The organism is Fibrobacter sp. UWR3, assembly GCF_900143055.1.
Classification (GTDB): Bacteria; Fibrobacterota; Fibrobacteria; order Fibrobacterales; family Fibrobacteraceae; genus Fibrobacter.
On sequence record NZ_FRCW01000007.1, the window covers coordinates 126768 to 139780 of the forward strand.

The following is a 13013-nucleotide window of genomic DNA, read 5'->3' on the forward strand; positions in this document are numbered from 1 at the left end:
GTCGGTAAAAGACTTTAGAACATCACCCTGTAGCGGATAAGTTTCTCGTGACGGCGACCCTTCAAGTCGCGGTAGCCCTTGCCCAGCGCACGCACGTTACCCGCACGGAGGGTACGTTCGTCGCGGGTATCAATGCGGCGGATTGCATCCGTCGAATCCTTCACGCCTTCGTCGAACTTGATGTTGCCGAGGAGCGTTTCGCCGCCTAGGCCTTCCGCCGTCAGGTAGAAGTCCTGCACTCCCTTGAGTTCCGGCATGTTGGAGCAGCGCACGTCAATCCACTTGCTCGCATCGCCTGCCGAGGGGAGTTCGCATTTTGAAATCACGTCGCCCTTCTTGCTTTCCTTACGCAGCGAAAGCGTACCGCCGGCTCCGTTCTTCACCTGCACAAGTACGCCTGGGCCCACGATGGAATCAGTAATCACGTTCTCGAAAATCGCATAGCCGCCGTCCTTGATGGCGAACTCGTCATCAGCCGTCAAACGCACGCGGATGCCGTTGTCAAAGCCGTTCGCCGGAATCGTATCGCGGATAATGCGCAAGAAGTCGAGGCGGTCAAGTTCCGCATAGTGCTTGCCCTTCGTAATCTCGATGAAGTTCGAACCGCGCTTGAGTTTCGTGGGAATGTACACCACCGACTTCTCGGGGAATGCGCTCCACGCGCCCGTCAGCGGCAGTTGCACTTCCTGGTTCTTGCCGTTGATGCTCACGAAGTGCGAACTTCCGTTCGCGCCGTCTTCGGTCCAGTTGTTATCGTAGCGGTAGCGAATCAGGTAGTCGCCCGCCTGCGGGATAATCATCGGCAGGCGAATCTTGCTGTCTTCGTAGTTGATGTAGGCGCAGAACTCGCCGTTCGATGCATCGGAGCTACTCGAAATATCCACGTGCGTCAAGGCGCCATGTTCCGCCTCGGCGCTCAGGTAACGCCCGAGGAAGGGCTGCCCCAGTTCCGGCCAGCCGTCGTCGGTATAAACGATGTCGCGAACTTGTATGTAAGAATTTCCGCCGTCGTTCTTGTCGTAGTAATGGTTCACGAAACGCTGGCGGTTCACGTCCTGGAACGCCTCGCCGCCCGCAGGCCCGTAGTAGCGCCCGTAACGGCTCAACAGAATCGTGCCGCCGCCATTCAGGAGAGCCTTGCCGCTGCGGTCCACGTATCCGCCGTCGATGCGGTTGGAGCGCCCGACCGTCGTCTTGTAGGAATTGTTCTCGAGGTCGGCACCCTTCTTGCAGCAGTTGTCCCACGCCGTAAACAGGTAGTAGTAGCCGTCGTGCTCGATGAGGCTTGCGCCCTCGATGCCCGAACCGCCGCGGTTTGCGATGTTCTGCATCTTTGCACCGTCTTTCACCTTGCCTGTTTCTTCGTCCAGTTCAAGAATGTGGATGCCCGTGCCCCACGAACCGAACGCCATCCAGACCTTGCCATCGTTGTCCTTGAGCACCGCCGCGTCAATCGCGTTGTAGGCATCGCTCTTGACCGTGTGAATCACCTCGCCCATGTCCGTCCAGCCGTAGCCGGGTTTTGTCGGGTCGATTTCCTTGCTCGCCATGAACCCCATGCCCGACGAACGGATGCCCATCTCGGAGCCGCAATAGTACATGCGGTATTCCCCGCCGATGTAATGAATGTCCGGCGCCCAGATGTCAATCATGTTCGGCGCATACTTGTAAAGCCACTTCGAAAATTCCGGCATGGCGGGCTCGCCGTTCTTCCAGTTCAGCGCATCCTCGGAAAACTGCATGAGCATGTGGTTGTCCGTCGTGGCAAGCGCATAGCCGTCCTCGTAACGGATGATGTCCGGGTCATGCCCCGCCCAGCGCGTCTCCTTCGCGTACCAGTCGGCCGCAAAAGCCGAATAAGCCAAAGTAAGCATTGCCGCAGTCGTTACGACAGACGCCTTGCCAATCCCGAATTTCATTTTTCCTCGCTTTACCCATACACCACTCACTAAATTTATACTCCCCTAAGCCTTTCGTCAACCATCCAACAATCCAATACCATTGATTTTTTCGCAATAAGAAACAGCGTTTTTCAGCATCCAACCGCTTGCGAACCCGCATAAATAAAGGTATATTCAGAAGGCAGTCTTATAAGGGCTCTTTATGAGTCGAGGTAAAACTTACAACTCGTTCGATTCTCGTGAGGTGGCCGAAGCTTTTGCAAATGAAATTTTGAAAGATATAGAGGAATGGAAATAAATGAAGAAGAAAAAAATCATAATAAGACTTTTGATAGCTTTGTTGTGTGCGATTATTTTTGCGTTGTTGGTTCCTTACGTTTACGGAGAAAGATTTACGCATTGTCGCTGGGGAATGGCTTTTTTATTTTGGATGTTTTGTTCTGCTATTGCAATATCTCCTGAAATCACGATAATTCCCATGAATTTAATAGAGAAAAAGAAACGGGAACAAACATTTGATGAAATTCTTTCTGGTAAAGAGGAGCCTAAAGAGGAGGAAGACTTTGATTCACTAATTTCCAAGAAGAAATGAGATTTGTTATCTTATAGGGGCTCTTTATGAGCCGAGGTAAAACATCCGAAGGCTATATTGCTCTAAATACACCAAGCCATGTAAAACGGAACCTTCATTACCCCGCCTTCAACCGAAAAATGTATCGGGTGAATTATGAAACACCCGAACATAAGAAAAACGATAAGTCGTTTTTTTTAATAAGCCCTTAGAACATCACCCTGTAGCGAATCTGCTTGTCGAAGCTACGGCCCTTGAGGTCGCGGTAGGCCTTGCGGGCGGGCACCTGCAAATCGTGGCGGACTGCGCGCGGGGCAATCGCGGTCGTTCCGCTGCTGGAACTAGACTGCGGTTCAGCGGTCCCTGAGCTGGTCGAAGGGTCGCTGGAGCTGGAAACCGGGTCGCCACACGGTGCTTGGTTGCAGACAACCTGCATCGGCTCAAAGATGAGATTCCCGAGAATCGCCTCGCCGGAAATTCCCGATGCCGTCAGGTACAGGTCCTTGATGCCGCGCAGGCCCATATCGCCCGAGCATTTCGCCGCAGACCAGCCGCCATCCATGAGAGATCTATTTGACAGGTCACATGTGAAGACCGCAGTCCCGTCCTTCTTGCCGTCGCGAATCACGATCTTACCCGACGAAGCATTTTTCACCTGAAGGAAAACATTGCCGATATCCTTGAGCGAATCCAGCACCACGTTCTCGAAAATCGCGTAACCGCCGTCCTTGATGGCGAACTCGTCGTCCTTCGTGAGACGCACGCGGATGCCGTTGTCAAAGCCGTTCGCCGGAATCGTATCGCGGATAATGCGCAAGAAGTCAATGCGGTCGAGTTCCGCGAAATTACCGTTAGGCGAAGGCTCGATTTCGATGAAGTTGCCACCGCGCTTGAGTTTCGCGGGCACCATCACGACGGAGTTTTCGGGGAAAGTGCCCCAGGAACCTGTGGGCGGGAGCGTCACCGTCTGCGACTTGCCATTCACCGTCACCTTGTGCGTCGCGGCCGCATCGCCACCGTTCGCGTAGCGGTAACGCAGCAGGTAATCACCCGCCTGCATAATGTTCATCGGCAGGCGAATCTTGGAGCCCTCGGTATTCACGTACGCGAGGTATTCCCCGTTCGAGGCCGTATTGCTGCGGGTAATCGCGAGGTCGCCCGAAACAGCGCGGGTTAGCACGCCATGCTCGACTTCGGCGCTCAAATAACGCCCGAGGAAGGGCTGTCCCATCTCAACCCAGTTATCCTCGGTGAAGACAATATCACGTATATGAATGTGATTGTACTTGTCTCCGTTCAAGTCGTAGTAGTGGTGCACAAATCGCACGCGGTTCAGGTCTTGGAAGGCCTCGCCGCCGCCCGGCCCCACGTAGCGTCCGTAGCGTTCCAACAGAATCGTGCCGCCGCCGTTCGCCATGGTGTAACCGGCGCGGTCCTTGTACGGGCCAGTTACTTTGTCTGCACGGCCGTAAGCCGTCTTGTACGTTGTCTGCTCGATGTTTGCGCCCTGCTGGCAGCACTTGTCCCATGCGGTGAACAGGAAATACTGCCCGCCATGCTCAATCAGGCTCGGGCCTTCTTCGGCGCCGCCGCTCGCGCTGCTGGTACGGCGCGCAATGTTGTAGACCGTCTTGTCGTCGCTCGCCTGGTAGCCTGTCGTTGCATCTAACTTAATCAGCTGAATGCCCAACCCGAACGAACCGAAAGCCATCCAGTAATTGCCCTCGGTGTCACGCACAACGTCGGCATCGATGGCATTGTACTTGTCGCTAGTCGTCGTGTGGAAAACGTGGCCGTGGTCGGTCCAGCCGTAGCCCGATGTGCCCGGCATAATGGACTTTGTGGACTGGTAGCCGATTGCCGAAGAACGCTTGCCAAAGACGGACACGCAGTAATACACGCGGTACTCGCCGTTCATGTAGAAAACGTCGGGAGCCCAGATGCCTTCGGTGCCCGGAGCGTAAGTGTAGGCCCACTGCGGAATGGCGCTCACGGTCGACTTGTGGTCGCGCCAGGTGTATGCGTCTTCGGATGTCCAGAGCTGCAGATTGTTGTTGGTGCTCATGAGGGCGTAGCCGTCCTCGAACCGTACCATGCTCGGGTCGTGACCGGGTTGCAAATTATCCTTCGCATACCAGTCGGCAGCGGAGGAAACCGACACTCCAAACGCAAGCCCAAGGCCAACACGCCCGAACATAGCACGCACGCCGAAGCGTGATCCCATACCAAACATAAACTGCTCCCTTTCCGAGGTTTACACGCAGTAATATATATTAATTGAGAACCGTAGTCAACATATTTTTGCTTTAAAAGTCTACATAATTGTGCAGAAATACACTGTTGAACAATATGTCAGCGTTGTTTATGTAATAAAAAGTCTACGTTTGACTTGTTTTTTATATTTTAGCCATGTTCATATTCCTGTTTATCCTTCTCGCGGGCCTCGCCCTTATATACATAAACGTGAGTGCTGTCGCCCCGGGCAAGAAGGGCAAGCTGGTTGCGCTCGGGGTGCTTGTCGCGATTTTTGCAGGCATGTCGTTCCGCGATACGCTCGCGGGTAGTGCCGTGGTGGCGTTTACTTCGGTATGGCTGTGCCAGGCGTTGCTCGTTTATATCCCGTGGGGCATTTTCAGGGTGGTGCGGAGAATCGTGAGGCGCGCCCCGATGGAGGCGGGCATGCTTATGCGCGTGAGCCGCGGGCTGCTCGCATTTACCGTCGCGCTTACCGCGGGCCTGTTCCTTTACGGCGTTCCGCACAATAGTGAGTACAAACTAATAGAAGCCCGCGTGGAACTGCCCGCGCGCTACTTTGCGGAGCCCCAGGCAGGCGATGCATCTGATGCAAATGACAGTACCCAGGTCGGCGATGCGCCTGACACCCTCGCGAAACCAGAAGCTGTCGCGGTTGTGGAACCTCGCGCCTTCACTGCCGTATTTTTCAGCGACATTCACGTGGACCCGCTGTTTGACCGCGCAAAGCTTGAACGCATGATAACCCACGTGGATTCCATTGCGCCCGACTACCTGCTTTTCGGCGGCGACCTTGCCGACGTGCCGACGCCGAAGCTGGACGAGTGGGGTTATGATAGTTTGTTCAAAACGCTGACCTCGAAGGCGAAAATCGCCGCCGTCGCCATCAACGGGAATCACGAGGGAATGCAGGAACGCCCCGGTTCCGATCCCGATTCATGGATGCGCAAGGTCGGGTTCGTGATGCTCGACGATTCTAGCGCCTGCATCGGGCCTGCGTGCTTTACGGGCCGTACCGATTTCCAGGTGGCGCGCCACCGCGACATCGACCGCCTGCCGCTTGCGACTATCGCCCCGCGCGATACCACGCGCCCGTGGATCCTGCTGGATCACCAGCCGAAGGGAATCGAGCCGGAATATTCCGGACGCCTGCCCGACTACGCGCTCTCGGGACACACGCACAACGGGCAGTTCTTCCCCGGGAACATCGTCATCAATTTCGTGTGGAGGCTCGCATTCGGCGAGGGCGTGCTTGATGGCGTACGCTGGCTCGTAAGCGCCGGCGTGGATTGCTGGGGGCCGCCCGTGCGCGTAGGCACCGACGCCGACATGTGGGTCTTGCACTTTGTGGCCGGCGGGCGATAAACGATAAACTATAAACGACAAACCGCACACAGTAACTGCACACAGTAAACTGCGCGCGGTTCGCCTGCGGCAAGATTCGCTACCACAGCATCGCTTTCGTCACGTCGCTCGCCTCGTTCTTGCCGCCGTGGGCGCTGTCGCTGCCCGAAGACGCTTCTGTCCCGAGGAACCTTTCCTGTGCATCGTTGATGAACCGGATTTTTCCGTGGTTGTTGCCCTTCTTGATGATTTCCATATTGAAGAACTTCGCCACCCTCATGCCGTCCTTGCTCTGGACGCCTTCCTGCCGCGCCGCCATTTCGAGCTCGCGTTTTTTCGCGTCGTACTCGTTGAAGGTACGGACCGCATCCGCGTTGGCCGCGAGGATATCCTCGATAAATGACTTTGTCCGTACCCTTGGCGACTTGTCCGTAGTGGGCACGTTCGGTAGGGCGAGCGTCAGTATGCGCACCAGCTGGCACATGTATTCGTTCGGGTACATCTCGCTTTCGGGCGGGAGTACGAGCGGCAGGTAACGGACTCCCTTGACGTTCTTTGAATTCAGGTTCTGCCTGAGCGCATCCGATTTTGTAGACGCCTGGTGCAGCTGTTCCCTTGCATCGCGCAGTTCCTCTTCCGCCTTCTCGCGCTTTTCGTCCGCCTCCACGGCGAGGCTTTCCCAGGTGTTGCGCTCGTCCAGACAGTTGTCGTACTTTCGCTTGAGCGAATCGTATTTCGCGTGCTCGTCCTTGTACTGGTCGCGTTCCGCCGTGACGCGCTCAAGGTCGTTCATCAGCTTCTCGACAAGGCACGACATGTCCATGCGGGCCTGCCGCGCCTGCAGCCATTCCTCGCGCATCTCGTTTATGGTATTTAGCTTCTCGACACGTTCGCGCTCGACAAGTTCGTTCTCGTAGCTTTCGCGTGCCGCGAGCAGGTCGTCCCATGTGAAGTTGAACTTGAGCGAGAGATTCGCCTTGAGAATCTTGAGGAATATGTCCTGCACCAGCGTCTCGGGATTCTCGGCCCAGTCCACCACGTCGAAACGGTTGAATATGGTAATGGGCTGGCCCGTGTAGCAGATGCCGATCTCGCCACCCTGTGGTATTCGTTTGTCTGTAAATTCCTGTGCGAGGCGGTCCCTCAGCATGGGGTTCTGCTCTGCGAATACGTGCGCGACGCCGAACAGGCTTTCGGCCACCTTGCTCGGCATGAGCGCGTGAGTCTTTGCCGAACAGCTCAGGTACACGATGGGCAGCACGTTGCGTAGCCCGCCGGTCAGCGCGTTTTTCGCACGGTCAATCTCGCTCGGCTCCAGGATATGCGCCTGCCGCTTTATCTCGTCGATGGCGCCGTCGCCATCCTGGAAGTTCGTGAGCAGGAGCTCTATGACGCGCGGGCGTGCAATTCGCGGCGGCCGCTTGTCGCGCCCGAGGTCGCAGTCCAGCGAGACGAAGCAGAACGCGTGCTCCTCCGTCCTCTTGATGGCAATCTGCGTTTTCCAGATGCGGCCGGACACGGCGTCCTTGGTGGTGAACGTGAATCCGATGTAGTCGCAGAGTTTCCACGAGAAGGAGTTGTATTCCAGCTTGTCGCCCGCAAACTCAAACTTGCCGGATGGTTTCTCGTCGAAGTCGATTTGCCGGGGTAACTTCCGGAATAGGTGCTCGTAGTACCGTTTGCCACGCTCGTCCTTGCTGCTGCCGAGCCAGGCGTATATGCATTCGCGGTACAGCTCGTCCCACGGCATGTCACTACGCAGGTTAAAAGAAGTTCTGATTAACTGCATAAAAGTCCCCTAGAAATTTTTTTTGGAAAGATAGTTGAAGGAAGGGAGGGTGTCAATGGACTCCCCGGGCAACAGGACCGCTGCGCTAGTAGTCCTTGCCGATTCCAGTCTGGCGGAGCCTGGCCCGGGGAGCAAAACATTACTTGTAGCCAAGCAATTTCTTCTTGTGCTCAATAAGTTTCGCCTGCTCCTTGATATGGACCAACGCCGGGATTGGACGCAAGGTAATCTTCAGTTCTTCCTTTTCCAGTTCTTCAATCTTGCCCGCATCCTTTGCCGCCATGCCTTTGATGATGTCGACGATGTCGTCAATTTGTTCAACACCGATGGCTATACCTCCCGTGACATTCGCAATCCAGGAGAAAAATTCGGGATTGCCAAGTCGGGAGACACGACGACTGAAATTGCCGATTTCTACTTCGTAGAGCGTAGATTGGCGGCGGTAATCGCAGCCTGCCGAGCAGTATACTGTGTTTATGGTGACCTGCTTTTTGAAAAGCGACTCGGTGATTTTGAAATAGTCGTGCTGGTAAGGGCATTCGCTAACTTCGTGCGGCCGGGCATCGCCGAAAAGGACAACGGAATGCGTGTTGATTTCACTCCAGTTCATTTCGAGTGCGTCGTGAAGTGCGTCTTCCACTGCTTCGTCTTCATCACCGCCGTATCCATCGGGCGTACCCAAGATAAACGACTGCAACTGCTCGACATTGACCGTTAACGGCTGGACTTTCGTGATGTAGGGGTCTCCGCTCCCGTGATCCAGGTAAAAGATGATGCCTATGCGCAGGTTGGGGATGAGTTGGAAAAGCGTCGTGCATATTTCGGTAAACTTACGTTTCAATATTGCGTGGTAGGCGGACATAGATCCCGTTAAATCGCCCATCAGCACCAGGTCGAGCCCCTTGTGCGCTTGCTGTTCCTTCTGCATTTTCTGCTTTATGGAGTCTCCCTTGAGGACGTTTCCCAAAGCCCCCTGCTTTTGCACGGAGGCAATGTTGAATGTCTTGATAGGCTTGTCGTCTTTCTTAACGACAAGGCTTCCGCTAGGCTTCTTGAGGGCCGGCAGGTGGAGTTTTGTTTCTACTTTTTCCATGGTTATTTCTCCCGTGTTTTGTGTGAATCTCTTGATGCGACGTAGGTACTGTCGTAAGTCGCTCTCTTTTCCGCGTTGGACAGTATATCCCACGCCTCGTTCAGTTGCTTGAACCGTTCGGTGTATTCCTCGCGATTATCTTCGGTCGCCTTGTCCGGATGGAACATCTTGGCCATCTTCCTGTACTGCCTCTTGAGTTGCTTGATGTCAAACTCCGTGTAGTCTGTGGCTTCATCATACTCGTCGTCGTAAAGGACCTTGTACAGGTCGATCCATCCGTCCGATGTATCCGAGGCTTCTTCACCTGGGGCTTCCGATGCGCTTGCGTAATTATTCAAGATGGTGATGATGTCTTCGTAACCCTTGCAATAACTCAAGCCTTCGACTATGTTCCTGTAGCTTTCCGCAAAAAAGAATGATTTCAGGTACTTGTCGGCTTCGAGAACGCAGTTCTCTATTTTCCCGAGCCACACGGAAAAATCGAGGCCTGAAGATTCGGCATGCTCCTTGATGGCGGCGTATTGGCTTTTGAGTTCTTCGTAGGCAAGATTGATTTCGTCAATAGGCACAGAGAACCCTTTGAATGTTCCGCTTGCATATTTCTCGTCAAGTTCTTTGAATTTCTGTATCGATTCCTCAAGAGCCTTGATGCTGACGCGGATGGTTTCCTTGACTACAATCTTCGCCTTTTTCCCATCTTCGCTGTCATCATACTTGATGTTGTCGAAGGTTTCGGATACGGCTTCCATATCGGCCAATTTTCGGTCGTATTCCTTGATTTTCTCGTTAAGGTTGTTCTCTATCTCGGAGCGGTCCTTTTCCCAGCGCTCCTTCTCGGCTTCGAACGCTTCTCGTTTTTCGCGTTCTCGAGATTCAAACGTTCTTTCCTTTTCCTCCACTTCGGCCAATCGCGACGCGATGGAAGATTCCCTTTCGGAACATTCCTTTTCGCGGGTTTCGAGATTCGCTATTTTAGCCTTGTATTCATCTTTGAGCGCGTCGGCTGTTTTCTGCTTTTCTTCGTAGGTTTCCTTTTCCTGATTGCACTCCTTTTCTGCTTTCTCGGCCTTTGCGACCCTGTCCTTCATGGCGGAGCGCTCGTCTTTGATGTTTTGGCGCTCGGCGTCAAGGTCGGCATCCTTGATGGCAACGCGCTGTTCATCCTTGCGGACATTTTCGCTCCTGATGTGTATTGATATTTCTTCCTTGCGGATGGCCTCCTTGCGATCCTTCAGGTCATCTTCCCAATCTGCCAGGCGGTTCTGCTGCTGTTGCAGTTCCACTTGCAGCGAGCGGTTTTCGTCAACGGTCTTTTGGAAGTCGGCGACCTGGTTGTTGAATACGTCAATGCCTTGCCTAATTCCGTTGCTATTGAGGATGGATTGGTTCAGCACATCGATCGCCTGAGTGTTTATGGCCGCAGACTTGGTTAGGTTTCGCTCCGTGCGCTTAATCCGCTTGGCCTGCTCACGTTCCCGCAGGGCCTGCTCTTTTTTTCGCTTTCCGAAATTGAATATCGAAAACATCATAGTGTTCCTTTTTGGTGGTAAAAGTGATGCTCATAATATACTCTTGATATGCGAATTCTTTGTTCGTACGAACTGTATGTTCGTAAAATGAAAATTCAATGAAAAAGTTGTTTCCTTCGTGAAAAATTTTGGTTATATTTAAAACCAAGAAAAAAGGAATCTACTATGACTGAAGCCGACATCTTACAAAAACTTGACGATGCTTTTAATGCTCTCTCCCAAGAGCGAAAGACCATCGTCGTACCACTTGTGGAGATGATAAAAAAAGCGGGGCTTGACAAAAAGCAAGCCTCAAATTATGAGCGGATTCTCAGTTCTTCCGGAAATTTTAAACTGGATCACAAGAAGGAAGGCGTTCTTGTGAATCATAAAAAATTTAAACCTATGGAGAAACCCATGACCACCTCCCAAGATACGGCAATTAATAATATGAACCTCCATGACAGAATCAAGGCGTTGCGAGATGCACTTTCTGAAGGTCTTTACGAAAAGGATGAAGCGGTTCGCCTTGCTTTACTTACTGCAATTTCTGGCGAAAGTATCTTTTTCTTAGGAAAACCCGGTTATGCAAAAAGTATGATTGCCTGCCGCATTAAGGAAGCATTCAAGGCTGATGATGGCAGCGATGCAAAATGGTTCGAATATCTGATGAACCAGTTCTCAACACCGGAGGACATTTTTGGCCCTATTTCACTAAAAGCCCTAAATGCGGAAGGTGAAAGCGAAGAGGAAGAGTACAAGCGAATAACAAAAAATATGTTGCCTGAGGCAGACATCGCCTTTTTGGATGAGATTTGGAAAGCGAGTGCAGCGATTCAGAATACCTTGTTGAATATTATAAATGAACGTAAGTTTAGCAACGGCGGTGAAAGAAAAAAAGTTCCGCTTAAAGCGCTTTTCACAGCGTCAAACGAACTTCCCAAAAAGAATGAAGGCCACGAAGCATTATTTGACCGCTTTATTTTACGCTTAATTGTTAATCCGATCCAAAACGAAGACAATTTTTTTGAAATGGTTGATGAGTCAACATCGCACGAATTTAAAATGCCTGATGGTGTAAAACCTATTTCTGTCGGAGAATGGAATGCTTGGAAAGAAAAAATAGATGAAGTTTCGCTTTCTGATGCCGCAAAATCTGTTATTCGCGCGGTTCGAAACGAATTGGTTCTTCGTAATGAAGCAATGAGCGAAGATGAAAAGAAAAATGACGAGTTGTTTGAAGTAAGTGACCGTCGTTGGAAAAAGATTGTTCATATTTTGAAGACGTCTGCGTTCCTTAATGATCGTACCGAAATTGACTTGATGGACTGTCAGCTTATTGAGTACTGTATTTGGAGTACTGAGAAACAACAGAAACTCGCTCGCGAAATTGTCGAAAAATGCATTCAGCAAAATGGCTTGGATTGTGATACCGCCATAGACGAAATTAAAGAGCAAATTGAAGAATTTGAAAAGAAGGTCAATGAGCAATGGTTTTATATGGAGGGTGATAAGCCGCTGACTTACAAAATGCGAGATGGGAAGCTAGCATATAAAATTACCCAGCCTAAAGAGATTAAGAGCTATGATAGCATTACCCCTGCGTATCTTTGTAAAGAATACGAGCATTCTTCTTATGATCGTCACGGAGCATATTATGATAAAAATGGTGATTTTATGGGCGATTATGATTATTACTTCAAAGATAACAGCTTCGTATTATATGGTAAGCATGTGAATTGGATTGATGGATATACGGACATTAGTTATTCTACAGAAATCGCCACAAAGACCGGTGGATTAATGAAAAAAAATTTTTCTGATATAGCCCACGAAACTCTTCAAGAAAGATTCACTAAAGCGGCTTACATGCCGATTGTATCACAGATAGAATCTGAAATAACAAAACTGAATGACCAAAAAAATAGCAGTGCTATTCCATTCAAATCAAATTTATTTGCCAATCAAGAGTATAATACAATTATCACCACAAAAATAGACGATGCAATTCGTGAACTTCAAGATGCACAGATTTCTCTTGATAAGCAGCGTAATCGCTATTTAAATACAAAGCTCAGTAGTAAATTTACCGTGGGTGATGTAATCCTCAAAAATGGAGTCGTTTTCTCCGCTACAGAAGTTGCTGCATTAACAACGGAACAGAAGAAAGATGTAATTGCTGTTGTTTGCATTACAGGCGAAAAAACATACGCAATTGGAATTGATCAGTATATGGAGAGTTGGGAGGATATTCCAGAAATTGCATCTAACTACGCAAGCAACAACGATCTTCCAAATGAATATTCTTCTAATTGGATAGTCCCAAATAAAGATTTGCTACATATGATTTGGCAAAATAGGGAAACGATTAACAAGTCTTTGGAACAACTTGAGTCTGCATGCACATTAGACGAAGAAGAATATTGGTCTTCAAGCACAAATGGTAATTCTGCGGCATTTTATCAAATGTTTGACGAAGATGGGCAAATAGACCATACTACAAAAGACCATGAATACTCTGTTTGCGTAATTCGCGAATGGGAAAAAGAATAAG

General features: G+C 51.1%; 8 protein-coding genes. 3 read left to right on the forward strand and 5 right to left on the reverse strand.

Annotated features, from left to right (window positions below; translation table 11 throughout):
• Positions 1 to 14: 14 nt before the first annotated feature.
• On the reverse strand, positions 15 to 1919 hold the full coding sequence (locus tag BUA44_RS10500; protein ID WP_255370528.1) for a family 43 glycosylhydrolase: 1905 nt from the start codon (positions 1917 to 1919) through the stop codon (positions 15 to 17).
• 280 nt (positions 1920 to 2199) lie between these two features.
• On the opposite strand from BUA44_RS10500, the gene BUA44_RS10505 reads away from it, so the two are divergent.
• Complete coding sequence (locus BUA44_RS10505; RefSeq protein WP_072811737.1) at positions 2200 to 2493, forward strand: hypothetical protein; 294 nt, start codon at positions 2200 to 2202, stop codon at positions 2491 to 2493.
• Positions 2494 to 2680: 187 nt separating this feature from the next.
• Here BUA44_RS10505 and BUA44_RS10510 read toward each other — a convergent pair whose 3' ends face one another.
• Positions 2681 to 4696, reverse strand: coding sequence for a family 43 glycosylhydrolase (locus BUA44_RS10510; protein ID WP_083579590.1), 2016 nt, complete (start codon positions 4694 to 4696; stop codon positions 2681 to 2683).
• Positions 4697 to 4881: 185 nt separating this feature from the next.
• Between BUA44_RS10510 and BUA44_RS10515 the strand changes: the two genes are divergently transcribed.
• Positions 4882 to 6090, forward strand: coding sequence for a metallophosphoesterase (locus BUA44_RS10515; RefSeq protein WP_072811739.1), 1209 nt, complete (start codon positions 4882 to 4884; stop codon positions 6088 to 6090).
• 79 nt (positions 6091 to 6169) lie between these two features.
• Here the strand turns inward: BUA44_RS10515 and BUA44_RS10520 are convergent, their stop codons facing one another.
• From BUA44_RS10520 to BUA44_RS10530, 3 genes are all read right to left on the reverse strand, one after another.
• Positions 6170 to 7858: a PspA/IM30 family protein gene (locus BUA44_RS10520; protein WP_143151952.1), complete on the reverse strand. Its 1689-nt coding sequence runs from the start codon at positions 7856 to 7858 to the stop codon at positions 6170 to 6172.
• A 139-nt stretch (positions 7859 to 7997) separates the two neighbouring features.
• A complete protein-coding gene (locus BUA44_RS10525; protein ID WP_072811743.1) occupies positions 7998 to 8951 on the reverse strand; it encodes a vWA domain-containing protein in 954 nt (317 codons plus the stop codon).
• A 2-nt stretch (positions 8952 to 8953) separates the two neighbouring features.
• A complete protein-coding gene (locus tag BUA44_RS10530; RefSeq protein ID WP_072811745.1) occupies positions 8954 to 10480 on the reverse strand; it encodes a J domain-containing protein in 1527 nt (508 codons plus the stop codon).
• A gap of 165 nt (positions 10481 to 10645) precedes the next feature.
• Here BUA44_RS10530 and BUA44_RS10535 point away from each other — a divergent pair, with 165 nt between their 5' ends.
• Positions 10646 to 13012 (forward strand): AAA family ATPase, encoded by a 2367-nt coding sequence (locus BUA44_RS10535; RefSeq protein ID WP_072811747.1) that lies wholly within the window; start codon positions 10646 to 10648, stop codon positions 13010 to 13012.
• The last annotated feature ends 1 nt before the right edge of the window (position 13013 follow it).